The following is a 23,484-nucleotide window of genomic DNA, read 5'->3' on the forward strand; positions in this document are numbered from 1 at the left end:
CCGCTTCGGCGGTGACGGCGGGATCAGGGGTACCGTTTGGCCACACGTCGGCGGACCGCGAGAAGCACGGCCAGCGCGACGAGCACGGCCGCGGGCACGTCGCCCACCCGTGCATAGATCGTCGGCGGGATCGCGGCGGGCAGGCTTGCATCCAAAATGCCTTCGACGCCGAGACCGAGGCTGGCGACGGTTCGCCCCACCGGATCGATCACCGCGGAGATGCCGGTATTGGCGGAGCGGACCAGCGGCAAGCCGAGTTCGATCGCGCGCATCCGCGCCTGCTCCAGATGCTGATAGGGTCCGGTCGAGATGCCGAACCAGCCGTCATTGGTGAGGTTCACGATCCAGCCCGGACGTTCGTTGCGACCGGCAACCTCGCCGGGAAAGATCGCTTCGTAGCAGATCAGCGGCAGCGCTGACGGCGCGCCGGGTATCGGCAGCGCATGCCGCACGGTGCCGGCGATGAAGCCGCCGCGCACACGCGTGAGCTGCTCGAAGCCGAGCTTCTCCATCAGATCCTGGTAGGGAAGAAATTCTCCGAACGGCACCAGGTGCAGCTTGTCGTAGACCGCGAGCACGCTGCCGTCGTGATCGATCACGTAGATCGAATTATAGGCACGCGTGATCGGCGTTCCCCGCGGCAGATCGGGCGCGCGAACCGAACCCGTGATCAGCACCGTGCCCTTCGGCAGCAGCTCGGCGATCTCGGCCATCGCGTCGGCTTCGCGGGTCAGGAAGAACGGAAAGGCGGATTCCGGCCAGATCAGGATGGTGGCATCGCGCACGCCGGTCGATTGCGGTCCGGAGGCGCGGTCCGACAGCGCCAGGTATTTCTTCATCACCTCCGTCTTGGCGGCGTAGTTGAACTTCGCGTCCTGCTGGAGGTTCGGCTGCATCAGGCGCAGCTTGGCGCCCGCGACCATCGTGGTCGGATGCAGCGACAGGCGGATCGCGCCGAAGATGCTCATGGCAATCAGAAGCGCGACCGCCGCGGCCGGCGCGCGCCACGCCACGCGGCGATCGGGCGTGCGGTCGATCAGCGTCGCGGGGCTTGCAAAGATCGCAACAGTCAGGAACGTCATGCCCCACAGTCCGATCAGCGACGCCGTCTGCGCCAGCGGCAACGGCTCGGACAGCGCATAGCCGAACGCGTTCCAGGGAAAGCCGGTCAGCGCGTGACCGCGCAGCCATTCGGCGATGGTGAGGCTTGCCGCGAGCGCAAGCACGCGCGTGGCGTTCTTGGTCCAGAGCAGGCGGGCGAGCGCAAATCCGATCGCCGTGAAGATGGAAAGATAGGCCGGCAGGCCCAGCACGGCGAACGGCGTCAGCCAAGCGAACACATCGGCGTCGACGAAGAAGGCATAGCCGATCCAGTAGAGGCCGGGGACGAAATAGCCGAGCCCGAACCAGTAGCCGGTCAGCGCCGCGGCGGGGATGCCGCGGTATCGCCCCGCGCCGGCGCCGTCGATCAGCCAGACCAGCACCGGGAAAGTGATGAACAGCACGGGGAAGAGATTGAACGGCGCCAGCGCCAGCACCGACAGCGCGCCGGCGGCCATGGCGACGAGGGCGCGCTTCCATCCCCAGGTGAGGATGATGGCAAGCGCAATCTGCCGGAGTCGCTGGAACGCGCTCACTGCGGGCCGGTCCCGTCGCTTGGCGGCGGGGTCGGCGTGTCACTGGCCGGCGGTTGACCGCTCTCCGGCGCGCTCTCGCGGCGTCGGCTCTCGCGCTGGGTGCGCGGCGCGGGGCGTTCCTTCCGCGTCGAGATGCGCAGCCGCTTGACGCGGCGCGGATCGGCATCGAGTACCTCGACCTCATAGTTGCCGGGGCCCGAGATCACCTCGCCGCGCACCGGCAGGCGCCCGACGAAGCTGACGAGATAGCCGCCCAGCGTCTCGACTTCCTCGCCGGCTTCGCCGGTGACGAAGTCCGCGCCGATCACGGTGCGGACGTCATCGAGGCTGGCGCGGGCGTCGGCGATGAAGGCGTTGTCGGGCAGGCGCACGATCGAGGGCGGCTCGTCGCTGTCGTGCTCGTCGTCGATCTCGCCGACGATCTGCTCGACGATGTCCTCGAGCGAGACCAGCCCGTCGCTGCCGCCATATTCGTCGACCACCAGCGCCAGGTGGATGCGCGTGGCCTGCATCTGCGCGAGCAGGTCGATCGCCCGCATCGACGGCGGCACGTAGAGCAGCTTGCGAATGATGCGCGCGTCCTCGAGCGGCATCGCGAGATCGACGGTACGAAGGTCGAGGCCGGCCGGCAGCGGCTTCTTGCGCTTGGTCTTGGTGGCGTCCGACACGCGTGCCCGCGCGGTCATGAACGCGAGCAGGTCGCGGATGTGGACGATGCCGACGGGATCGTCGAGCGTCTCGTTGTAGACGACGAGGCGCGAATGGCCGGCGCTTTCGAAGCGGTCCATCAGCTCGCCGAGTGGAATGTCGCGCTTCACCGCGATGATGTCGGCGCGATGCACCATGACGTCGGCGATGCGGCGCTCGTGCAGACCGAGGATGTTGCGCAGCATGGTGCGCTCGACGGCGGAGAAGCCGGTGTCGTCGGGCGTCGAGGCGTCGAGCACGACCTGGAGATCGTCGCGCACCGACCCCGCCTTCCAGCCGAACAGCGTGCGGATCGCGCGCAGCAGCCAGCCTTCGGCGGTCGGACGCAGCACCTCGCCGGGTGCCACCACGACCGGCAAATTGGGAGTGTTGCGGGGATTGTCGTGGATCGGGTCGGAATCCGGCATCTCAGTGCGTCCCCGGGCGGTCGGCATAGGGATCGGGAATGCCGAGATGGGCCAGGATCTGCGTCTCCAGCGCTTCCATCTCCTCCGCGTCGTCGTCGTTCTCGTGGTCGTAGCCGATCAGGTGCAGGAAACCGTGCACGGCCAGATGGCTCAGATGGTGGTCGAACGGCTTCTTTTCCTCGTCCGCCTCGCGCCGCATGGTCTCGTAGGCGATCGCGATGTCGCCGAGCATGCGCGGCGCATCGCCTTCCTTCCATTCGCCCTCCGGCTGGAGCGCGGGAAACGACAGCACGTTGGTCGGCTTGTCGATGCCGCGCCAGTTGCTGTTGAGCGTGCGGATGCCGGCATCGTCGGTCAGCATCACCGCCACTTCCGCCTCCGCGACGTCTTCGTCGACACTCTCGGCGGCGGCCGCGACCGCGCGCTGGATCACGGCTTCGGAATCGGGTTCGCGCTGCCAGCAATCGGCGACGACGAGGACCTCGGTCATGGGAAGGTTGGGGTGTGACATTGTCTTTGTTCGGAACGAAAAGGCGCTCGCGTCCGCGCCCATATGGTCCGGTTGTTGTCCCGTCAGGATTTACCGGCGGCCGGCCGCTGCGGCTGCCCTTCATAGGCGGAGACGATCCGCGCCACGAGTTCGTGGCGGATCACGTCCTCGGCTTTGAAATGAACTTGTGCAATGCCTTCGACGCCGTTCAGCAGGCGGGTTGCCTCGGCGAGGCCCGAGGTCTGGCCGTTTGGCAAGTCGATCTGCGAGGGGTCGCCGGTGACGATCATGCGGCTGTTCTCGCCGAGGCGGGTCAGGAACATCTTCATCTGCATCGACGTGGTGTTCTGCGCCTCGTCCAGGATGATGGCGGCGTTGGTCAGCGTGCGGCCGCGCATGAAGGCGAGCGGCGCGATCTCGATCTCGCCGGTTTGCAGCGCCCGCTCGACGATGCGTGCGTCCATGAGGTCGTAGAGCGCGTCGTAGATCGGGCGTAGATAGGGATCGACCTTCTCACGGAGATCGCCGGGCAGGAAGCCGAGCCGCTCGCCGGCTTCCACCGCCGGGCGCGACAGGATGATCTTGTCGACTTCCTTGCGCTCGAACAGTTGCGCGGCATGCGCGACCGCGAGCCAGGTCTTGCCGGTACCGGCAGGTCCAATGCCGAACACCAGTTCGTGGCGCTTCAGCGCGCGGATGTAGGAGTCCTGCGCGGCGGTGCGCGCGCGCACCGGGCGTTTACGCAAGTTGATGCTGTCGAAGGTCGTTTTGGCCGATTTGGCGTCGAACTCGAACAGGGAGCCCTGTGCGATCACGGCGCGGATCGCGCCCTCGACCTCGCCCTGGTCGAGATCCTGCCCCTTCACCGCCTGGGCGTAGAGCACCTCCAGCACGCGGCGCGCGGCATCGCAACCGTCGCGCGTGCCGCCGATGGTGATGTGGTTGCCCTTGGAATCGACGACGACGCCGAGCCGACGCTCGATCTGCGCGAGGTGCTGGCCGTAGGGGCCGACCAGTGCGGATGCGGCGCGGTTGTCGTCGAAGTCGATGACGACCTGGGTTTCGGGCGGAACTTGCATGTCGCGGTCAAATTTGCGGCTGGGAGCGATAGAAGACGAATCCGATGCGCTTTTTGGCAAGGGTTCAGGCTCCAGTGGCGATGGGTGATAAAGCGGGCTCGCGCGCAACGCGCGGTGTGACGAGCTCCCCGAGGAAGCTGTAGCGTTCGAGGCTGTCGATCCGCACCGGAAGGATTTGTCCGATGATGTCGGGCGAGGCCATCACATGCGCGGGCTGGAGGAAGGCGGTGCGGCCGACGATCTGGCCGTCCTTGCGCGCCGGACGCTCGAACAGCACATCGACGGTTGAGCCAATCGCGGCCTTGTTGAAGGCCGATTGCTGGCTGTCGATCAGTTCCTGGAGCCGCTCCAATCGCTGGTCCATCTCGGCGGGGGACACCGTCTCCTGCATATCCGCGGCCGGCGTTCCCGGCCGGGCGGAGTATTTGAACGAATAAGCGGCAGCGTAGCCGATTTGCGTGACAAGCGCGAGGGTGGCGAGAAAATCTTGCTCACTTTCACCCGGGAATCCGACGATAAAATCTGATGAAAAAGCAATGTCTTGGCGCGCGGCCCGGAAACGGTCGATGACACGCCGATAATCATCGGCGGTATGTTTGCGGTTCATGGCGGCCAGAATCCGGTCCGAGCCCGACTGCACCGGCAGGTGCACGAACGGCATCAGGGCCGCGAGATCGCGATGGGCCGCAATCAGGCTGTCATCGACGTCGCGGGGATGGCTGGTCGAATAGCGCAGCCGCGCGATGCCGGGAATCCCTGCCAGGTGTTCGAGCAGCCGGCCGAGTGGCCAGCTTTTTCCGTCGGGTCCGTCGCCGTGATAGGCGTTGACGTTCTGCCCGATCAGCGTGAGCTCGCGCACGCCGTTGTCGGCGAGCCGCTTCACGTCGTCGACGATCCTGGCCACCGGGCGCGACACTTCGGCGCCGCGCGTATAGGGCACGACGCAGAAGGTGCAGAACTTGTCGCAGCCTTCCTGCACCGTGACGAAGGCGGAAATGCCGCGCGCGCGGATCGCATCGGGTTTCGGCTGGGCCAGGAAGCCGAACTTGTCGGCCGCGGGAAATTCGGTCTCGACCGCGCGGCCTTCGTTGCCGGCCCGCTTCAGCAGCTCCGGCAGGTGATGATAGCTCTGCGGGCCGACCACGACGTCAACCACCGGCGCCCGGCGCACGATCTCCTCACCCTCGGCCTGCGCCACGCAGCCTGCGACGGCGATCTGCATCGCGCGGCCCCCGCGGGCGGCCTCGTCCTTGGCGACGCGCAGCCGGCCGAGCTCGGAATAGACCTTCTCGGAGGCCTTCTCGCGGATATGGCAGGTGTTGAGGATGACGAGGTCGGCGTCCTCGGCGCTGGCCGTCTCCACGAATCCTTCCGGAGCCAGCGTGTCCACCATGCGCTGGGCATCGTAGACGTTCATCTGGCAGCCATATGATTTGATGTGCAGCTTGCGCGGCGGCGTCATGGAACCCGAAAATGGAGGTGGAGGACGGCCCTCAGATATAGGCTGGAGGGGGGAAAATCCAGCGAATGGAGCCCGAGGCGGTCATTCCGGGGCGCCCGCAAGGCGGGCGAACCCGGAATCGCTCCAAAAGCACGGGATTCCCGGTTCACGCGCCTTGCGCGTGCCCCGGAATGACGGGCAAGGGGGCGAAATCAGCCCGCCAAAGCGTCCGCCTCGACCCGCCGGACCAGCTCCGGCAATTGCCGCATATCGTCGAACGTCAGTCCGGCGCCGGCGGCCCGCAGCCTTTCGGCGTGCCCCGGCGGGCAATGGCTGCCGCCGTGAAAGCCCAGCACGGTCATCCCGGCGGCGTGCGCGCCGGTCACTCCGGGAAGGCTGTCCTCGATCACGAGGCAGCGCTCCGGGGCGACCTTCATCTGCGCGGCGGCAAACAGGAACAGGTCGGGCGCGGGCTTGCCGCGGGCGACCTGGCTCGCGGAAAAGATGTTCGGCGCGAGCAGGTCGTAGAGCCCGGCGCACGTCAGGCCGTGATGGATCTTCTCCGGCGTGCCGCTCGATGCGACGCATTTCGGTAGATCGATTGCGGCGATCGCCGCGGCCACATGGGTGATCGGCTGCAAGTCGCTGGCGTAGAATTGCAGCGTGGCCGCATTCACTTGGCTCTCCAGATCGTCGGGGAGGCTGCGGCCGATTTCCTGCTCGACCATCCGCCGCGCGTCCTTCTCGGATACGCCGAGAAAGCGGATTAGTACCTCCTCCGAGGTGATCGGATAGCCGTGGCGGGTCAGCACATCCGCATGCGCGCGACAGGAGATCACCTCGCTGTCCACGAGCACGCCATCGCAGTCGAAGATGATGAGATCGACGGGCACTTAGCTTGTGGGCTTGTCGTCGTCGAGCGGGACGCAATAGAGCTCGAGCCGGTGGTCGACCAGCTTGTAGCCGAGCTTGCGGGCGATCTCCGCCTGGAGCTTCTCGATCTCTTCGGAGGTGAACTCGATCACCTTGCCGTCGCGCAGATTGATGAGGTGGTCGTGATGGCTGTCGCGCATCGTCTCGTAGCGCGCGCGTCCCTCGCGAAAGTCATGGCGTTCGATGATGCCGGCATCCTCGAACAGCTTGACGGTGCGATACACGGTTGAGATCGAGATCTTGTCGTCGACGGCGACGCAGCGGCGGTATAATTCCTCGACGTCGGGATGATCGACCGCCTCCGCGAGCACGCGGGCGATGACGCGGCGCTGCTCGGTCATGCGCATGCCGGTGGCGGCACAGCGCGCCTCGATGCCGGACGCCTTGGATGCAGAAGAAGGTTTCAGTGCGGTCATGATCTGTCTGCCTGACGGGGCGCTTTCTGCCATCAATGTTACGACAAGTCACGCCGCATCAGAAGGGCGTTCAATTGTTCCCCGTTCGGCTGTTTATAGTAGCGTTCGCGGCGGCCGACCACCATGAATCCGCACCTCGCGTAGAGCCGCCGTGCCGGCTGGTTGTTTTCCTCGACCTCGAGAAATATCGTGCGCACGCCGCGCCCGGCGAGGTGGCCGAGATGGCTCATCAGCAGCGTGTGGGAGAGGCCGCGGCCGCGATGGGCCCGGTCAACCGCGATCGAGAGGATCTCCGCTTCGTCCGCGCCGATCCGCGACACCGCAAAGCCGATGGTCTTGCGGCCGAGGCGCAGCCGATGCACCAGCGTATTGCGCTCGCTCATCATGCTCTCGAATTCGCCTTCGCCCCAGCCGTGCGCGAAGGAGGCGCCATGAAGCTGCGCGAGCCGCGCGGCATCGCGCGCGGAAGCCGGCTCGACGGCGGCCGTGCCGCCGCGCCACCATTCCGACAGCCAGCTCATCATGAAGTTGCGGCTTGAGCTGCGAGCGGCGGCTGCGTTGCCGGTTTTGCATCGGGGGCGCGCAGATAGAATGGCCGCGCCGGATTTGTCTCGGGATCGGCGGCAGCGCCAAGCCATGCGACCCAGCCGATATCGGGCGCGGGCTGCGCGTCGACCGCGACCGGCTGCGGTGCATCCTTCGGCCAGCGATCGGCAAGGATGTTTGCGGCATTGCCGACCAGATGCGGTGCGCCGAATTGCGAGGCCGCGATCGCCTCGTCGACGGAGACGACGCCCGGCCGCACCAGCTGGCTGCCGTCGCCGGCGACGATCTGGAAATAGACGTGATCGTGCCGCGCATCGATAGCGGAGATGACCGGGGCCGATTTGCTCTGGCCGACGACGGTGGCGGCATAGGCCGACAACGTCGTCAGCCCGACGGCCGGCCGCTTGGCCGCGAGTGCAAGGCCGCGCGCTGCCGAAATGCCGACGCGGAGGCCCGTGAAGCTTCCCGGGCCGACGGTGACGGCGATGCGGTCGAGCGCGGTGAAGGAAAGATTGGCCGATTGCATGACGCGCGCGATCATCGGCATCAACGCCTCGGCGTGGCCGCGCTTCATGAGAAGCTGCTCCTGCGCAAGCAGCTCGCCGGCGTCGGTATCGAGCACGGCGGCCGCGCACGCCTCGAGCGCGGTATCGATGGCAAGGATCAGCATGAGAACGCGAATGGCGAGTGGCGAATAACGAGTAGTGTAGCGAACCACGCGCCAATCCGCCATTCATCACGCACGATTTGCAGGCCTCCAAAATGCCCCACGCAAGCTGTCATTCCGGGATGGTGCGTCAGCACCAGACCCGGAATCTCGAGATTCCGGGCTCGGTCCTTCGGATCGCCCCGGAATGACGACTTCGTCGTCACATCGGCCGGACTTCGACCACGTCGGGTACGAAATGCTTGAGCAGGTTCTGGATGCCGTGCTGGAGCGTCGCGGTCGATGACGGGCAGCCGGAGCAGGCGCCCTTCATGTTGAGATAGACGATGCCGTCCTTGAAGCCGCGGAAGGTGATGTCGCCGCCGTCATTGGCGACCGCCGGCCGCACCCGGGTCTCGATCAGGTCCTTGATCATGTCGACCGTCTCGGCATCGGCCTCGTCGAAGAACTCGTCCTCGTCGTCGAGATCGGCATCGCTTTGCGCGGCGCCGTCGGCGAGCAGCGGCGCGCCCGACATGTAGTGCTCCATGATGGCACCGAGGATCGCGGGCTTGAGCTGCTGCCATTCACCGTTCGCCTTGGTCACGGTGATGAAGTCCGATCCGTAGAACACGCCGGTGACGCCGGGCACCTCGAACAGCTTTTCGGCGAGCGGCGAACGCGCTGCCGATTCGCGGCTCGCAAATTCCATCGGGCTGCCGTCGACCACGACGCGGCCGGGAATGAATTTCAGCGTGGCGGGATTGGGGGTGGCTTCGGTTTGAATGAACATGGTTTTCTCCAGACGTCGCCGGTTCAAGGCCGGCGCGCAAGCTATCCACTAGCAGATGGCGACGGGGAACGCACGATCAAGGGGCGAGATGGCCGTTCCGTTGTTATATCAGTGGGTTAAGGTGCCAAGATATTCCAACCTCGTCATGGCCGGGCTTGTCCCGGCCATCCACGCCTTACTTCGCGGAACCAAAAACGTGGATGCCCGGGACAAGCCCCGGGCATGACGAGCGCCCGGCCTACGACAGCGAATCCACGCTTTGGTCGCTCAGCGCGCCGGAGATGATCGTCACCGGCACCGGGAACGTGCCCAGCTCATGCGCGAGCAGCGCGACCAGGGGTCCCGGACCTTCCGCGCCGGGATTGGCGGCGAGCACCAGCATGGCGATGTCGGGGTCCTCGTCGATCACCGCGAGCAGCTGTTCCATCGCGGCCCCTTCGCGAATCACCCGCTCCGGCGTGATCGCGGCAATGCCGTTGGCGCGGCCGGCGGCGCGGTCGAGCGCGGCTTCCGCCGCCTCATGCGCCTCGGCGCGCATGATGTCGGCGACACCAAGCCATTCCTGGGTCCGCTGCTCGGGCTCGATGATGCGCAGCATCACCACCCCGCCGCCGGCGCGGATCGCCCAGCGGCTGGCGTAGTAGACCGCGCGGTCCCATTCGGCGGTGTCGTCGACGATGACGAGGCATTTGGGCTTGTGACCCGGCTCGAAGCAAAGTCGCTTGCTGGTCATGCATGTCCCGGCGTGTGCGCGGCCGGCATGCTGCCACACTCCCGCAACGTTTGGGAGAGGGGAAGCGGCCGACGTCGGCGCGCCGGCCGCGTTTTGCGAATGCGATAATCAGCGCCGGCGGATGAAGCCGACGATGTCCTTCGAGAGCTTCATGGTCTCGTCGGCAATCGCGCGGGCCCGGTCGGAGCCCTCGTTCAGGATCGCGTCGATATGGCCGGGGTCGGCGACGAGGCGCTTCATCTCGCCGGCAATCGGCGCGAGCTTGGTGACGCACAGCTCCGCCAGCGCGTTCTTGAAGCTGGAGAACTGTCCGCCGCCGAAGTCCCTGAGCACGTCGGCCTTGGAGCGGTCAGCGAGCGCCGCGAAGATGCCGACGAGATTGTCGGCTTCAGGGCGGGCTTCCAGGCCTTTCTCCTCGGTCGGAAGCGGCTCCGGATCGGTCTTCGCCTTGCGGATCTTCTGCGCGATGGTGTCGGCGTCGTCGGTGAGGTTGATGCGCGAATTGTCCGAGGCATCCGACTTCGACATCTTCTTGGTGCCGTCGCGCAAGCTCATCACGCGCGTCGCCGGGCCCGTGATGAAGGGTTCCGGCAGCGGGAAGAACAGGCCGTCATTGGTGCCCTGGGCGCGGATCGAGTCACCGAAGTCGTTGTTGAACTTCTGCGCGATGTCGCGCGAGAGCTCGAGATGCTGCTTCTGGTCCTCGCCGACCGGCACATGGGTGGCGCGGTACAGCAGGATGTCGGCCGCCATCAGCACGGGATAGTCGAACAGCCCGACGGAGGCGTTCTCGCGGTCCTTGCCGGCCTTCTCCTTGAACTGGGTCATGCGGCCGAGCCAGCCCATGCGCGCGACGCAGTTGAATATCCAGGCGAGCTCGGCATGACCCGAGACCTGGCTCTGGTTGAACACGATGTGCTTCTTTGGATCGATGCCGCTCGCGATGAACGCGGCGGTCACCTCGCGGGTGTTGCGCGCGAGCTCGACCGGTCCGCCCCAGACGTCCACGCCCTGCGTGATCGCGTGCATGTCGACGACGCAATAGATGCAGTTATGGGTTTCCTGCATCTTCACGAAGTTGACGATCGCGCCGAGGTAATTGCCGAGATGCAAATTGCCCGTCGGCTGGACGCCCGAGAAGACCCGTTCAACGAATGGCATGGCAAGCTTTCCTGGAAGGTACCGGCCGTCGTTTCCAACAGCGGCGCTGCCCCGTCAAGGGCAATTCGATCATCCTGCGCGCCGAGGTCGGGCTAGGCGGGCCGCCGCAAGGCGGCAGCCGCCTCGCGCCAGGAGGCCGCGCCGAGGATTTGCAGGAGCAGGCCGTAGACGGCGATTCCGGCCGCGATCTGCACGCCCAGCACGATGAATTTGATGACGCCATGCGCGTCGGCAGGCACCGGGCCCGCGGTCAGCCAGAGCAGGGCGCCCATGGCGGAAGCGGCGAGCACGATCCGCGGCAGTCGCTTGCGGGCGGCGGTGTCGACCGAGAAGCCGAATTCGCCCGTGCCCTTCCGCAGCAGCGAGAGCGCGCTGCTCCAGGCGCCGGCCGCGATGCTCGCAGCGATCCCGCCTGCGCCGAAGAAATGGCCGAGCAGAACCGCAAGCGCGACCGCGACCACAAAACCCTTGGCCGTTGCCAGCAGCGGCGTCATCGTGTCGCTGCGGGCATAGAAGGCCGGTGACAGCGCCTTGATCAGCACGTGGGCCGGCAGGCCCAGCGCCAGCCACATCAGCGCACGCGCGGTGGCCGTGCTGTCATCGGCGCCGAAGGCGCCATGCTCGAACAGCAGCCGCACGATCGGCTCGGCCAGCACGATCAGGCCGAGGGTTGCCGGCAGCGCGAGCCCGGTCGCAAGTTCCAGCGCGCGCGATTCCGCATGCGCCACCGCGTCGCGGTCGCCGCCGGTGACGGCGCGCGTGAGCTCCGGCACCAGCACCGTGCCCATGGCGACGCCGACGATGCCGAGCGGCAGCTCGATCAGGCGGTTGGCGAAATAGAGCCAGGAGACGGCAGAGGGCGTCGCCGAAGCGATGATCGCACCGGCCACCATCAGCCATTGCGGGCCCGAGCTTGCGATCATGCCGGGAATGGCCTTGGCGAAGAAGCCGCGCATCTCCTTGTCGAAGCTTGCGCGCAACGGTGCGGCAAGCCGTCCGCTTCGCTGCGACAGTAACATGGCGAGTTGCAGTAGCCCGGCAATGCCGACGGTCGCCGCCAGCATCCACGCGGCGGAGGTCGCATCGGCATGCCAGGCCAGCAGCGTCGCGATTGCGGCGATCAGGGCGATGTTGAACAGCAGCGGCGAGAACGCCGTGAGCGCAAAACGCCCCTGTGCGTTGAGCAGCCCCATCAGCACGGTGACGGGGCCGGCGAAAGCGAGATAGGGCAGCATCAGCCGCGCGTTCTGGACGGCGAGATCGAGGGTGCTGCTACCGAGAAATCCCGGCGCGATCATCATGATGATCAGCGGCATCAGCAGCGCAATGACGAGCGAGATTGTGATCAGGGCCGCGCTGATCGTGCCGAGCACACGTCCCGCGAAGGCGGAGGCGGCCGCCTCGCCGTCGCGATCCCGGACGCGCAGCCAGGCCGGGATCAGCGCCGCGTTCAGGGCCCCTTCGCTGAGCAGGCGGCGCACCACGTTGACGAGCTGGAACGCCGCCAGAAAGGCGTCCGCCACGGCGCCGGTGCCGAGCAGGGCGGCAATCATGGAATCGCGCGCAAAGCCCAGCAGTCGCGAGGCCAGTGTTCCCGTCGAGACGGTCAGGAAGGAGCGGATCATTGCGCGTGCATAATACCGTGGCTTGCCCGCGAAGGCCGGGTCGTGATAGGCCGCGAGCCAGATTTCAGGCCGACAGGAAGCGGATTTTCCCGGCAATCGCAATCCGCCAAACAGGATCAAGGTGAATGGCTGACGTGAAATATGACGTTCTCGGGATCGGCAACGCGCTGTTCGACGTGCTGGTCAGGACCGACGAGGCTTTTCTCGCCAAGCACGGCATGACCAAGGGCAGCATGTCCCTGATCGACGAGGCGCGGGCCGCCGCCATCTACCAGGATATGGGCCCGGCGACGGAAGTCTCGGGGGGATCTGCCGCCAACACCATCGTCGGCATCGGCAGCCTAGGCGCCCGCGCCGCCTATGTCGGCAAGGTCAAGGACGACCAGATCGGCAAGCTCTACGTCCACGACATCCGTGCCGCCGGCGTTGCCTTCAACACGCCCGCCGCGAAGGATGGTCCCGCCACCGGCTGCTCCTACATCCTGGTCACGGGCGATGGCGAGCGCACCATGAACACCTATCTCGGCGCGGCGCAGGATCTGTCGCCGGCTGACATCGATCCGGCCGAGATCGCGAGCGCCGGGATCGTCTATCTCGAGGGCTATCTCTGGGACCCCAAGAACGCCAAGGAGGCCTTCGTCAAGGCGGCCAAGATCGCTCATGACGCGAGGCGCAAGGTGGCGCTGACATTGTCGGATTCCTTCTGCGTCGATCGCTATCGCGACGAGTTCCTGTCCTTGATGCGCAACGGCACCGTCGACATCGTCTTTGCCAATGAGTCCGAGCTGCATTCGCTCTACATGACCTCGGACTTCGACACGGCGCTGAAGCAGCTGCGCAACGACGTCAATCTCGGTGTGGTCACCCGCAGCGAGAAGGGCTGCATGGTCGTCTCGGCGGAAGACGCCGTCGCCGCGCCGGCGGCTCCCATCGCCAAGCTCGTCGACACCACAGGCGCCGGCGATCTCTTCGCCGCCGGCTTCCTCTATGGCCTGGCGCGCAACCTGCCGTACAAGCAGTGCGGCGAGCTCGGCGCGCTTGCGGCCGCCGAAGTGATCCAGCACATCGGCGCGCGTCCGCAAGTGTCGCTGAAGGAATTGGCGGAGCAGCGCGGGCTGACGGCGTAACGCAAGCCCGCGCCTCGCTCTCCGCTGTCATCGCCCGGCTTGACCGGGCGATCCAGTACTCCGAGACGCCTGTGATTTATTGAGAAGCCGCGGCGTACTGGATCCCCCGCCTTCGCGGGGGATGACAGTCGTCGTGTGGTGAGAGCCGTGCGCGAAGTCGCCCCCTCACGCCGCCTTCTGCCCGCTCCCCGCATCGAGCCCGGCATAGACGCCGCGCTCGAATCCCGCGAACGCCTCCAGGCACTTTCCGTCCGCGAACGGCAACACCTGCATCAGGATCACGCCGGTGACGTCGCGCGCCGGGTCGATCCAGTAATAGGTGTTGGCGAGGCCCGCCCAGGCGAGGCTGTTCGGGCTGCGGCCTTCCGGCGTCTTGGCGGTGTTGATGAGGAAGCTGAGGCCCCACTTCTTCACCTGGTCCGGATAGAGGTCGACGTCGTTGGTGTACATCGGCGCCACCGAGGTCATCTTGGTGACGTTGAGATCGCCGATGTGGTTCTGCCCCATCGTTGCGACCGTCTCGGCCTTCAGCACCTGGTTGCCGTTGCCGCGGCCCTTGTTCAGGATCATCTGCGTGAACCTGATGTAGTCGGCCGCGGTCGAATAGAGGCCGCCGCCGCCCATGCAAAATTCCGGCGCTTGCTCGAGCTCGAACGGGATCGCGCCGAGCTGGCCGTCCTCGCCGCGCGCATGCATGCCGACCAGCCGTTTGCGCATGTCGTCGGTGATCTTGAAGCCGGTGTCGCTCATGCCGAGCGGGGTAAACAGACTGTCACGCAAATACGCGTCCAGCCGCTTGCCGCTGACGGCTTCCACCGCCTTGCCGACGAAATCGATATTGGTGCCGTATTCCCAGCGCGTGCCGGGATCGGAGGCGATCGGCGTCTTCAGCGCGGCGTTCTGGCAGGTGATGATACCCGGCGTTCCGGTCTTCTCGAGATAGATGCCAATATTGCCGTTCCACATGTCGTAGCAGAAGCCGGCGGTGTGGGTCATGAGCTGGCGCAGCGTGATCGGTCCCTTGGCCGGCCGCAGCTTCGGCTCGCCCTTGGCGTCAAAGCCTTCGAGCACTTGCGGCTTGGCGAGATCGGGCAGCACCTCACCGATCGGCGCGTCCAGCGACAGCTTGCCTTGCTCGACCAGCTGCATCGCGCCCGCTGTCGTCACCGCCTTCGTCATCGATGCGATCCAGAACACGCTGTCCGCTGTCATCGCGTCGGGCTTGGACAGATCGCGCTTGCCGAACGCGCCCTGATACAGCACGTCGTTACCGTTGGCGGCGATGGCCACGACGCCGGGAATCTCCTTGGCGTCGCTTGTCTTACGCAGAACCTCGTCGATCTGGGCTTGGCTTTGCATACGCGTTTCCTCCGGTTTGATTATTGTTGGAAGTGATCGATTGTCCTCCTGCATGCCCCGCGCGGCAAGCGCGTCGCGATGTCTCCGCCGGTCGCGATGTCGTGACTTGACGACCCGCGCCGCGCGCAGGACGACAAGACGTCTGAACTGAAACACTCCGTCACAATCTGCGGTGGATGGCCGCAACGAACCGTGACCGTGGACGGGCTCCGGCGATATGTTTCGCGTGTTTGAAGCACTTGAAACATTTTGTGCGTTGCGGCGTTTGGCAACGGGCCCAATCAGCCGCGGACGTTAGGACTTGATACAAATTTGGCGGCCGGCACCGGCCGCGAGGGGGACCTCTGATGATTTCAACCTGGAGCGAATGGAAGCGCTATCCCCGTCCCGGACGGGGCGACAATCTCGAGGCGCCGATCTCGCCCGGCATTTACGAGGTCCGCATCGCCGGCAGCGGCGCGCTCTATTCCTTCGGCGCGGTCGACAATCTGGCGCAGGCGCTGGCGCTGCTTCCGGTCGGCTCGAAATCGTGGTTTGGCCGCCGCGACACCACGGGCGTTCCCGATCTCGAATATCGCACCTGTGCGACCTCCTCGAAGTCCGACGCCAAAGCCGCCGCCGAGCGCATGATCGGCCGACGCGAGACCTATATGAGCGGCGCGGCCTGAGCATGATCCGGACCCGAAGGGCCGCGTTAGCGCAAAGTGTGCAGCGGTTTTCCGGAAAGATCATGCTCAAACAATAAGTTCGCCGCTACGAGCTTAGCTCCCATCTGATGTGCGTTGCGGGGCGGTGCATTACGCGCCGTCTGTCCCTATATTCCGGGCCGATCCGATCGCGCTCCGAGGAGTAACGCTATGACCCCGACTGCCGCCGCACGCGCCCAGCACGCCACCGCCACCCTGCGCGACCGGTTGAAGGACCCGTCGCTGCTGAAGGAGGCCTGCTACATCGACGGCGCCTGGGTCGGCACGCCGGTCTTTGCCGTCAACAATCCCGCCACCGGCGTCGAGCTTGCGAAGGTTCCACAGCTTGGTGCGGACGATACGACCAAGGCGGTCGAAGCCGCCGAGCGGGCCTTTCCCGCCTGGGCCAAGCACACCGCCAAGCAGCGCTCCAACATTTTGCGCAAATGGTTCGAGCTGATCATCGCCAATCGCGAGGACCTTGCGCTGATCCTCACCTCCGAGCAGGGCAAGCCGCTCTCCGAGGCATTGGGCGAGGTCGACATCGGCGCCGCCTATATCGAGTTCTTCGCCGAGGAAGCCCGCCGCGTCTATGGCGAAACCATTCCGACGCAACGTCCTGATGCGCGCCTGCTCGCGATCAAGCAGCCGATCGGCGTCTGCGGTGCGATCACGCCGTGGAATTTCCCGAACTCGATGATCACGCGAAAAGTCTCGCCGGCGCTGGCGGCCGGCTGCACCGTGGTGCTGAAGCCCGCCAACGAGACGCCGCTGTCGGCGCTGGCGCTGGCCGTGCTCGCCGAGAAGGCCGGCATCCCCCAGGGCGTGCTCAACATCATCACCGGCGACGCGCCGCCGATCGGCAAGGTGCTGTGCGAGCATCCGGCGGTGCGCTTCGTCGGCTTCACCGGCTCGACCGCCGTCGGCAAGATTCTCTACCAGCAGGCCTCCGTCGGCGTGAAGCGGCTCGGCCTCGAGCTCGGCGGCAACGCGCCCTTCGTGGTGTTCGACGACGCCGATATCGATGCGGCGGTCGAAGGCGCGATCGTCTCGAAATACCGCAACATGGGCCAGACCTGCGTCTGCGCCAACCGCCTCTACGCCCAGGACAAGATCTACGACGAGTTCGTGCAGAAGCTGTCGAAGAAGGTCGCGGTGATGAAGATCGGCGACGGCACAGAAGCCGGCGTGACGCAGGGCCCGCTGATCAACCTGAAGGCGGTCGACAAGGTCGAGCGCCACATTGCCGACGCCGTGAAGCGCGGCGCCAAGGTCGTCACCGGCGGCAAGCGCAGCGAGCTCGGACGCTCCTTCTTCGAGCCCACGGTGCTCGCCGACGTCAAGCCGGACTCGCTGGTGGCGCAGGAGGAAACCTTCGGCCCGCTCGCGCCGGTGATCCGCTTCAAGGACGAGGCCGACGTCATCGCGATGTGCAACGCCTCGCCGTTTGGGCTCGCCTCCTACTTCTATTCCCGCGATCTCGGCCGCGTCTGGCGTGTCGCCGAAGCGCTGGAGTCCGGCATGGTCGGCGTCAACACCGGCCTGATCACCACGGAAGTCGCGCCGTTCGGCGGCGTCAAGGAAAGCGGCTTGGGGCGCGAAGGCTCGCGCCACGGCATGGAAGAGTATGTCGAGATCAAATACGTGATGATGGCGGGGGTCTAACCGGCAATCGATGCTGCGCGCCGGCGATTTGAACTCGCCGGCGCGAATGCATCAGCGGCACACGTAGGCGCCGTTCACATATACGCGGACGCATGCTGTGCCGACCGCTGCCGCGCCTACCGCCGCTCCCCCTACGACCGCGCGCCGCGTGGTTCGACGTGCGACGCCGGCGACGCTCGCCGGGGTTGCCGGTCGTCCGACCCTGGCTTCAGCGGCTTGAACGACGAGCGTGATGCCGTCCTCGTGTGACCAATTGATCGAGCCGAAAATTCCACAGCCTAGAACGGCTGCAACAAGTAGCATTCGCTTGGTGCCGGCCAGCTTCATGGCAATCTCCCTCGGGTATCAAAGCCGAGCGATCAGCATTCTCTGGTCATTTGCTCCCGGCTTGATCTGGATCAATGGAGCACAGGAATTGCAAAGCGGCTTGCTCGCTGTTGCGAGGCGTGCGCCGTCTGGCAAAGGTGCAAGATGCGGGAGGCGGCTCGAAAGCCGCCTCCCGCTGATGCGACTGTGCCATTACTGACAGCGATACATGCGGCCGTCCTCCATCTTGGTCAGCGTACCGGGTGTGCAGACCATGCCGTTTCGCCTGCGCCAGTCCTCCGGCGAGTAGGCGTAAGACGCGTAAGGACCGCCGCCCGCATAATAGCCCGGACCGGCCCCCCATCCAGGTGACGTTGCGGCAATCGCGGCGGCTGTGCCAACCGCTGCGACACCTGCTCCGACACCGTAGGCGCCGGCACCGTATACGGCGCGCCGTGTCTGTCGACGCGCCACGCCGGCAACGCTCACGGGAGTCAGCGGGCGACCGACCCGCGCCTGTGCACTGTCGACCGACATCGAGACGCCGTGCTCCTCAGACCAGGCGAAGGAGAACAACGTCGCGCAGGCGAAGGTCGAGACTGCTATTGCAATTCTTGTCGCGCATGTACGTGTCATATTTTTTCCTCCATTGCTGTCTTCCAAATGCGCTTTCGCTGTCCGGGGTCCGTTGCGCGATCCCTGGCGGTCTTCTCGCGCTGGTCTGGAGCGGCGTGCAACCGACGCCGTTTGCGCTCGGCGCAAGCGGCGGCCCTTGCGATAAGAGAAGCTTCATCGGAGGCACGCCGTATCGTACTCGGAGAGCAATGGCAGGCAGGATCATATTGCAGATCGGCGACGCCCGCTATTGTCCCAATGCACCGCAATGGGTCACGCCAACTGCCTCATTGCAATGCTTGGTGGCGCAATCTCATGAGACGGAAGTGCCGTAGCCCGGACTGCGCTTCGCTCCGCCCGGACTACGCGGTCGTTACCGCCGCAGCACCGCGATCGTCCTGTTCGCAAATGTCAGTCGCTCGGCCATGACCGACACGAAATAGGTCAGCAGCTTGCGGCTGAGCGCGGGGGCCTCGTCCCTGATCGCGTCGAACTGGTGCGTGTTCAGCACGTAGAGCACGCTGTCGACCTCGGCCTGGATCGTCGCGCTGCGCGGCGTCTGCGACACCAGGCCCATCTCGCCGATCGTGGTGTAGCGCCCGAGGCTTCGGACCCGCGTCATGCCATTCTGCTCCGCGGGGATCATGATCCCAACGCGGCCGTCGAGGATGAAGTGCATGGAATCGGCGGCATCGCCGGCCTGCACGATGATTTCGCCGGCCTCGACCTCGAGGCGCTGGCAGCGGCGGATCAGTTCGTCGGCATCGTCCTCGCTGTCGAGAATCCCTGCGAACCAGTCGCGCAAATTCGCCTCTTCCTGCGCCAGGCCCTGATGCTGCGCGATGAGCTCGTTCTCGCACCACTCCAGCGCATGATCGAGCTCGGGAATGACGGTGACGCCGTCGCCGAGGAAATCGCTGGAGCGTAGCACCTTCTCGGCCGCGGCTGGCAGGTGCACCAGGATCAGCTCGACGCCGAGGTCGCCGGCGCTGCGCTTGATCTGGGCAAAACTGTAGGCGGCCGACGAATCGACGCCGGTGACGAGCTTGAAGTCGAACAGCAGATAGCGGCACTCCGGGCGTTCGTGCAGCAGCTTCTTGACGTGCTGATAGAGCCGGTTGGCGGACCCGAAGAACAGATAGCTCTGGAGATTCAGGCCCTGAATCTTGCCGCCATGAGCGAGCAGCACCTCCTGGTCGTCGCGCGAGCGATCGAGCGAGGAGCGATATTCGGCGCCGTCAAAACTGTATTTGATCGATTCGACCCGCGCCGCGCTGAATGCGAAGGTCGCGCAGCCGATGATCACGCCGATCAGGATGCCCGGCACGAAACCCCAGATGACGATGATCGCGATGATGGCGACCAGCGACAGATATTCGAGCTTCGAGAGCCGCTTGCGCGACTCGATGAGCCATTTGTGGAGCTGATCGGCGCCGAGATAGAGCAGCAGGCCGCCGAGCACGAATTTCGGCATGAAGCCGAGCAGCTCCGGTGCGATCGCGAGCATCAGCAGTGATATGGCCGCAACCGTGAAGCCGGACAGGCGTCCGCGGCCGCCGCTGCTGAAATTGAGGATCGAGCGGCTGACCGAGATGCAGCCGGCATAGCCGGCGAGCGCGCCGGACAGGATATTGGCGGCGCCGGTAGTGTTCAGCTCCCGCTCAAGATTGGCCTCGCGGTGAGCGGCGACCTCGATGCCGGTGGTGTTGAACAGGGTGCTGGAGGCGCTAACGAAGATGACGGCGACGACGTTGCCGAGCAGGTCCGGCACGGCGAACCACGGATAGTGCGCGAGGTCGTCGATGTGCCAGGGCAACATGAAGGTCGCCGGCGGCGGCGGTTGGAACATCCAGCCCAAAGCGCGCGCCTCCTCCGGCGAAATCCCGGCGATCCAGAACGCCAGATGCGCGGCGAGCATGCCGCCGACCAGGATGATCGGCAACCCGAACGCGTTGCGCGAGCGGTGCCACGTCAGATAGAGCACCAGCGCCATCGCGCAGGCGGCGCCCAGCTCCGACATCGTGACGCCGTTGGTGAAGCGCGGCAGGGTGGCAAACTGCACGGGATGATCGGTGATCACCCGGATCGCGCCCATCACGATCAAGAGCCCGGTGGCGCCGAGAAAGCCGCCGATCACCGGATAAGGCACGTAGCGGATGGCGCGGCCCATCCGCGTCAGTCCCAGTCCGCACAGCACGATCCCGGTCAGCATGGTCGACAGGCCGAGCGTGATCAGGACGGGCGAGAGCAGCGGCGCCGACAGATTGGCCGCTTCAATGCGTTCGACCAGTGAGGCGGCCAAGATGCCCGTCACTGCGGCGGTCGAGCTGTCGGGGCCGGCGACCGCGAAGGGCAGGGAGCTTCCCAGCCCGATGACAGCCGCAAGGACCGCGGAGCTGATGAAAGTCGCGGCGATGCCGTAGGACAGATAAGGCGACAGCGGCCCGGTGAAGATCAGCAGCGCGTAGGATAGCCCGAAAGTGACAGCCAGGACGCTGGCGGCGCTCCCGCCCAATATATCATTCAGCGCACGCCTGAGGGCCGGGTTGAAACGGGCAGCCGGACTGAAAATAATTGCTGGATCGGTCACGCGGTTGCGCTCGCCCCTGAAAAAGTCCCGTCCGAGACGTAGACGACTGCGGACTTAGCGCAACAGGATTCTTGTAACTATGAAATATCCGACAGTTCGGCGATGGCATGTGAACGGCCAATCATGCGTGAAGAAATAGAGCCGGATGGACAACGCCGGAAAGACACACCGACCCCTCCACGTCATTGCGAGCGTAGTGTTCAGCCCGGGCACATAGCTTACACCTGTTCGGGGAGATGGTTGACACTTTTGGGGTTACGTAGATCGATCGTTTCGATCTGGTGAGCGGCAAAGAATATTCCAAACTTTCCCTCAGCACTGAGCTGACGAATGGCGAGTTTCTCACCACGGAAGGCTTGCGGGACTTTCCAGAGCCGTCCCTTGAAGCTGACATAGGCCTTCGTGGTGGAGACGGAACGGACGATCTCGCCCTCGTCGTACTCCACCGTTGGAAGGCGATCCGGCATGAGGCGCTGGCTTGGTCGATAACGGCTTGCGGGCACATCGAAGCCCAATGCCTCGTGCGGCCGATCTAGATTGTAGACGGCTCGCCATTGGTCGAATGCCCGCTGGACATCGGCAAGGTCCCGGTAGCGCTTGAAGGCGAGAACCTCGGCCTTCAGGCTGCGATGGAACCGTTCGTTCTTGCCTCGGCTCTGGGGATGATAGGGCCGGCTGTGGATCGTGCGGACGCCGAGCTTGAGAAGCCACACCGTCAGCGTGGTCCAGGGGTCTTCAAGGGTGAAGCCCCAGGGGCCGCCATTGTCGACGAACATCGCATCCGGCAGTCCGTAGCGATGGAACGTCGCCTCAAGATGTCCTCGTACCGTCGAGCCTCGTTCGTTGTCACAGGCTGCCAGGCATAAGGAAAAGCGCGAGTGATCGTCTAGCGTCGTCAGTGGATGACAAGACACGCCGTTCTCCAGCGCACTGTGCCCCTTGAAGTCCATTTGCCAAAGCTGGTTGGGCGCATCCTTCTCAAAGCGAGTATAGGGCTGTCCAGGCGTGCCCGCGGGCTCCTTCACACGATCGTAACGGCGTAAAATTTCGTGCACGGTCGATATCGCGGGAGTGGCTTGCCGATTGCGCTTCAGGCGATGCGCGAGCTTGCGCGCACCCCAGGCCGGGTGCGCATCTCGCAGCTCGACAATCTGCTGCTCGGTCGCAGCAGCTGTACGCTCCGGACTGTGATGAGGTCGTCGCGACCGGTCTGCCAACGTCGCATCGCCCGCTTCGTACCGCTGGATCCACTTGTAGCCGGTCTGGGCGCTGATGCCGAACTGCCGGCACAGCTTCCGCCGGTTCACTCCCTCCTGCTTGGCAAGCATCACAAACTCTCGCCGTTGATCCATGACAGACACCTCGCGCCACGGCATCGCTCGCCCCCTTGTTTGACGAATCGAGCCGATTTTGACGTGTCAACCATGTCCCCGAACACCCGTCAGTCATGTCTCCGGGCTAAACAGTAGCGAAGCAATCCAGAATCCCTCCGCGGAAAGACTCTGGATTGCTTCGCGGCGCTCGCAATGACGAGTTTGTGGCAGCAACTGCGCCTAAATCTTCAGCTCTTTCCCCGTCACGCGCCGATACGCCTCCAGATACCGTTTGCTGGTCGCCTCCACCACGCTCGCCGGCAGCGGCGGCGGCGGGGCGTCGCCGTTCCAGCGGCCGGCGCGGCGCTCGACGTCGAGATAGTCGCGCAGCGGCTGCTTGTCGAAGCTCGCCTGCGGTTGGCCGGGCTTGTAGGCATCGACGGCCCAGAACCGCGACGAATCCGGCGTCATCACCTCGTCGATCAGGATGATGCGGCCGTCCTTGTCGCGGCCGAACTCGAACTTGGTATCGGCGATGATGATGCCCTGCTCGCGCGCCAGCTCCTCGCCGAGCGTGTAGATCGCGCGCGTCATGCTCTCGAGCGTGTAGGCTGTCTCGTCGCCGACCACCTCGCGCATCCGCGCAATCGTGATGTTCTCGTCATGGCCGGTCTCGGCCTTCGTCGCCGGGCTGAAGATCGCTGGCTCCAGCTTCTCGCTCTCGACGAGGCCGGCCTTCAGCTTCTCGCCCGCGAGCGTGCCGCTGGCTGCGTATTCCTTCCAGGCCGATCCCGAGAGATAGCCGCGGATCACGCATTCGATCGGAAACACCGTGGTGCGGCGGGAGAGCATGGCGCGGCCGAGGATCTCGGCGCGATGCGGCTTCAAGGCGGGCACGGCCGCGATGATCTCGTCGGTGTCGGCGCTGATCATGTGATGCGGCACCACGCCTTCAAGCTCGTTGAACCAGAACGCACTAATCTGGGTCAGCACCGCGCCCTTCATCGGGATGGTCTCGCCCATGACGACGTCGAAGGCGCTGATGCGATCGGTGGTAAGGAGCAGCAGGCGGTCGTCGTCGACGGCATAGATGTCGCGCACCTTGCCGCGCCCGATCTTGGGGAGCGGCAGGTCGCTGGAGAGCATGGTGGTCATCGGCAAAGCTTTCGCAGACAGGGCCTTCAGGCGGGAAATCCGGCCGCGCCTGA

At 65.3% G+C, this 23,484-nt stretch carries 22 protein-coding genes; 3 read left to right on the forward strand and 19 right to left on the reverse strand.

Annotated features, from left to right (window positions below):
• Positions 1–23: 23 nt before the first annotated feature.
• From lnt to murJ, 13 genes are all read right to left on the reverse strand, one after another.
• Complete coding sequence (gene lnt, locus ACE10W_RS00670; protein WP_161532867.1) at positions 24–1,637, reverse strand: apolipoprotein N-acyltransferase; 1,614 nt, start codon at positions 1,635–1,637, stop codon at positions 24–26.
• The gene (locus ACE10W_RS00675; RefSeq protein WP_028172525.1) at positions 1,634–2,752 is read right to left on the reverse strand and encodes a hemolysin family protein; all 1,119 of its coding nucleotides are present in this window, start codon (positions 2,750–2,752) and stop codon (positions 1,634–1,636) included. Before ACE10W_RS00675 ends, lnt begins: the two co-directional genes overlap by 4 nt.
• Position 2,753: 1 nt before the next feature.
• A complete protein-coding gene (gene ybeY / locus ACE10W_RS00680; RefSeq protein ID WP_370164877.1) occupies positions 2,754–3,242 on the reverse strand; it encodes an rRNA maturation RNase YbeY in 489 nt (162 codons plus the stop codon).
• An 83-nt stretch (positions 3,243–3,325) separates the two neighbouring features.
• Complete coding sequence (locus ACE10W_RS00685) at positions 3,326–4,321, reverse strand: PhoH family protein (protein WP_011083616.1); 996 nt, start codon at positions 4,319–4,321, stop codon at positions 3,326–3,328.
• Between the two features lie 64 nt (positions 4,322–4,385).
• Positions 4,386–5,783, reverse strand: a complete 1,398-nt coding sequence (miaB, locus tag ACE10W_RS00690) for a tRNA (N6-isopentenyl adenosine(37)-C2)-methylthiotransferase MiaB (protein ID WP_304550043.1) — start codon at positions 5,781–5,783, stop codon at positions 4,386–4,388.
• 191 nt (positions 5,784–5,974) lie between these two features.
• Positions 5,975–6,655 (reverse strand): HAD family hydrolase, encoded by a 681-nt coding sequence (locus ACE10W_RS00695; protein ID WP_011083618.1) that lies wholly within the window; start codon positions 6,653–6,655, stop codon positions 5,975–5,977.
• Positions 6,656–7,111, reverse strand: a complete 456-nt coding sequence (locus ACE10W_RS00700; protein ID WP_011083619.1) for a Fur family transcriptional regulator — start codon at positions 7,109–7,111, stop codon at positions 6,656–6,658.
• A gap of 38 nt (positions 7,112–7,149) precedes the next feature.
• Positions 7,150–7,635: a ribosomal protein S18-alanine N-acetyltransferase gene (rimI, locus tag ACE10W_RS00705; RefSeq protein WP_011083620.1), complete on the reverse strand. Its 486-nt coding sequence runs from the start codon at positions 7,633–7,635 to the stop codon at positions 7,150–7,152.
• A complete protein-coding gene (tsaB, locus tag ACE10W_RS00710) occupies positions 7,632–8,327 on the reverse strand; it encodes a tRNA (adenosine(37)-N6)-threonylcarbamoyltransferase complex dimerization subunit type 1 TsaB (RefSeq protein WP_011083621.1) in 696 nt (231 codons plus the stop codon). The genes rimI and tsaB overlap by 4 nt, the downstream gene beginning before the upstream one ends.
• A gap of 199 nt (positions 8,328–8,526) precedes the next feature.
• The gene (locus tag ACE10W_RS00715; protein ID WP_011083622.1) at positions 8,527–9,096 is read right to left on the reverse strand and encodes a NifU family protein; all 570 of its coding nucleotides are present in this window, start codon (positions 9,094–9,096) and stop codon (positions 8,527–8,529) included.
• A gap of 238 nt (positions 9,097–9,334) precedes the next feature.
• Positions 9,335–9,829 (reverse strand): universal stress protein, encoded by a 495-nt coding sequence (locus tag ACE10W_RS00720; RefSeq protein ID WP_038965167.1) that lies wholly within the window; start codon positions 9,827–9,829, stop codon positions 9,335–9,337.
• A 108-nt stretch (positions 9,830–9,937) separates the two neighbouring features.
• Positions 9,938–10,990 carry a tryptophan--tRNA ligase gene (gene trpS, locus ACE10W_RS00725; protein ID WP_011083624.1) on the reverse strand — a complete coding sequence of 351 codons (1,053 nt, stop codon included), beginning with the start codon at positions 10,988–10,990 and terminating at the stop codon, positions 9,938–9,940.
• 92 nt (positions 10,991–11,082) lie between these two features.
• A complete protein-coding gene (murJ, locus tag ACE10W_RS00730) occupies positions 11,083–12,615 on the reverse strand; it encodes a murein biosynthesis integral membrane protein MurJ (RefSeq protein ID WP_304550050.1) in 1,533 nt (510 codons plus the stop codon).
• Between the two features lie 125 nt (positions 12,616–12,740).
• Between murJ and ACE10W_RS00735 the strand changes: the two genes are divergently transcribed.
• The gene (locus ACE10W_RS00735; protein ID WP_011083626.1) at positions 12,741–13,742 is read left to right on the forward strand and encodes an adenosine kinase; all 1,002 of its coding nucleotides are present in this window, start codon (positions 12,741–12,743) and stop codon (positions 13,740–13,742) included.
• Between the two features lie 165 nt (positions 13,743–13,907).
• Here ACE10W_RS00735 and ACE10W_RS00740 read toward each other — a convergent pair whose 3' ends face one another.
• The gene (locus ACE10W_RS00740) at positions 13,908–15,101 is read right to left on the reverse strand and encodes a serine hydrolase (protein ID WP_304550052.1); all 1,194 of its coding nucleotides are present in this window, start codon (positions 15,099–15,101) and stop codon (positions 13,908–13,910) included.
• Positions 15,102–15,448: 347 nt separating this feature from the next.
• Between ACE10W_RS00740 and ACE10W_RS00745 the strand changes: the two genes are divergently transcribed.
• Positions 15,449–15,769 (forward strand): hypothetical protein, encoded by a 321-nt coding sequence (locus tag ACE10W_RS00745; protein WP_011083628.1) that lies wholly within the window; start codon positions 15,449–15,451, stop codon positions 15,767–15,769.
• Between the two features lie 189 nt (positions 15,770–15,958).
• Positions 15,959–17,452: an NAD-dependent succinate-semialdehyde dehydrogenase gene (locus ACE10W_RS00750; RefSeq protein ID WP_370205327.1), complete on the forward strand. Its 1,494-nt coding sequence runs from the start codon at positions 15,959–15,961 to the stop codon at positions 17,450–17,452.
• Positions 17,453–17,503: 51 nt separating this feature from the next.
• Here the strand turns inward: ACE10W_RS00750 and ACE10W_RS00755 are convergent, their stop codons facing one another.
• From ACE10W_RS00755 to ACE10W_RS00775, 5 genes are all read right to left on the reverse strand, one after another.
• Positions 17,504–17,779: a hypothetical protein gene (locus ACE10W_RS00755; protein ID WP_011083630.1), complete on the reverse strand. Its 276-nt coding sequence runs from the start codon at positions 17,777–17,779 to the stop codon at positions 17,504–17,506.
• Positions 17,780–17,971: 192 nt separating this feature from the next.
• Positions 17,972–18,394 (reverse strand): hypothetical protein, encoded by a 423-nt coding sequence (locus ACE10W_RS00760; protein WP_231166608.1) that lies wholly within the window; start codon positions 18,392–18,394, stop codon positions 17,972–17,974.
• A 352-nt stretch (positions 18,395–18,746) separates the two neighbouring features.
• The gene (locus ACE10W_RS00765; RefSeq protein ID WP_304550055.1) at positions 18,747–20,963 is read right to left on the reverse strand and encodes an SLC26A/SulP transporter family protein; all 2,217 of its coding nucleotides are present in this window, start codon (positions 20,961–20,963) and stop codon (positions 18,747–18,749) included.
• Positions 20,964–21,181: 218 nt separating this feature from the next.
• A complete protein-coding gene (locus ACE10W_RS00770; RefSeq protein WP_110116441.1) occupies positions 21,182–22,339 on the reverse strand; it encodes an IS481 family transposase in 1,158 nt (385 codons plus the stop codon).
• Positions 22,340–22,516: 177 nt separating this feature from the next.
• Positions 22,517–23,431: a phosphoribosylaminoimidazolesuccinocarboxamide synthase gene (locus ACE10W_RS00775; RefSeq protein ID WP_028172538.1), complete on the reverse strand. Its 915-nt coding sequence runs from the start codon at positions 23,429–23,431 to the stop codon at positions 22,517–22,519.
• Between the last annotated feature and the right edge of the window lie 53 nt (positions 23,432–23,484).

The organism is Bradyrhizobium sp. B025 (assembly GCF_042257955.1).
Taxonomy (GTDB): Bacteria; Pseudomonadota; Alphaproteobacteria; order Rhizobiales; family Xanthobacteraceae; genus Bradyrhizobium; species Bradyrhizobium diazoefficiens.

Coding starts and splice junctions, on each gene's coding strand:
- ACE10W_RS00675 (WP_028172525.1), bottom strand. CDS start 2,752: ATGCCGGATTCCGACCCGATCCACGACAATCCCCGCAACACTCCCAAT.
- ybeY (WP_370164877.1), bottom strand. CDS start 3,242: ATGACCGAGGTCCTCGTCGTCGCCGATTGCTGGCAGCGCGAACCCGAT.
- ACE10W_RS00685 (WP_011083616.1), bottom strand. CDS start 4,321: ATGCAAGTTCCGCCCGAAACCCAGGTCGTCATCGACTTCGACGACAAC.
- miaB (WP_304550043.1), bottom strand. CDS start 5,783: ATGACGCCGCCGCGCAAGCTGCACATCAAATCATATGGCTGCCAGATG.
- ACE10W_RS00700 (WP_011083619.1), bottom strand. CDS start 7,111: ATGACCGCACTGAAACCTTCTTCTGCATCCAAGGCGTCCGGCATCGAG.
- rimI (WP_011083620.1), bottom strand. CDS start 7,635: ATGATGAGCTGGCTGTCGGAATGGTGGCGCGGCGGCACGGCCGCCGTC.
- tsaB (WP_011083621.1), bottom strand. CDS start 8,327: ATGCTGATCCTTGCCATCGATACCGCGCTCGAGGCGTGCGCGGCCGCC.
- ACE10W_RS00715 (WP_011083622.1), bottom strand. CDS start 9,096: ATGTTCATTCAAACCGAAGCCACCCCCAATCCCGCCACGCTGAAATTC.
- ACE10W_RS00720 (WP_038965167.1), bottom strand. CDS start 9,829: ATGACCAGCAAGCGACTTTGCTTCGAGCCGGGTCACAAGCCCAAATGC.
- trpS (WP_011083624.1), bottom strand. CDS start 10,990: ATGCCATTCGTTGAACGGGTCTTCTCGGGCGTCCAGCCGACGGGCAAT.
- murJ (WP_304550050.1), bottom strand. CDS start 12,615: ATGATCCGCTCCTTCCTGACCGTCTCGACGGGAACACTGGCCTCGCGA.
- ACE10W_RS00735 (WP_011083626.1), top strand. CDS start 12,741: ATGGCTGACGTGAAATATGACGTTCTCGGGATCGGCAACGCGCTGTTC.
- ACE10W_RS00740 (WP_304550052.1), bottom strand. CDS start 15,101: ATGCAAAGCCAAGCCCAGATCGACGAGGTTCTGCGTAAGACAAGCGAC.
- ACE10W_RS00745 (WP_011083628.1), top strand. CDS start 15,449: ATGATTTCAACCTGGAGCGAATGGAAGCGCTATCCCCGTCCCGGACGG.
- ACE10W_RS00750 (WP_370205327.1), top strand. CDS start 15,959: ATGACCCCGACTGCCGCCGCACGCGCCCAGCACGCCACCGCCACCCTG.
- ACE10W_RS00755 (WP_011083630.1), bottom strand. CDS start 17,779: ATGAAGCTGGCCGGCACCAAGCGAATGCTACTTGTTGCAGCCGTTCTA.
- ACE10W_RS00760 (WP_231166608.1), bottom strand. CDS start 18,394: ATGACACGTACATGCGCGACAAGAATTGCAATAGCAGTCTCGACCTTC.
- ACE10W_RS00770 (WP_110116441.1), bottom strand. CDS start 22,339: ATGCCGTGGCGCGAGGTGTCTGTCATGGATCAACGGCGAGAGTTTGTG.
- ACE10W_RS00775 (WP_028172538.1), bottom strand. CDS start 23,431: ATGACCACCATGCTCTCCAGCGACCTGCCGCTCCCCAAGATCGGGCGC.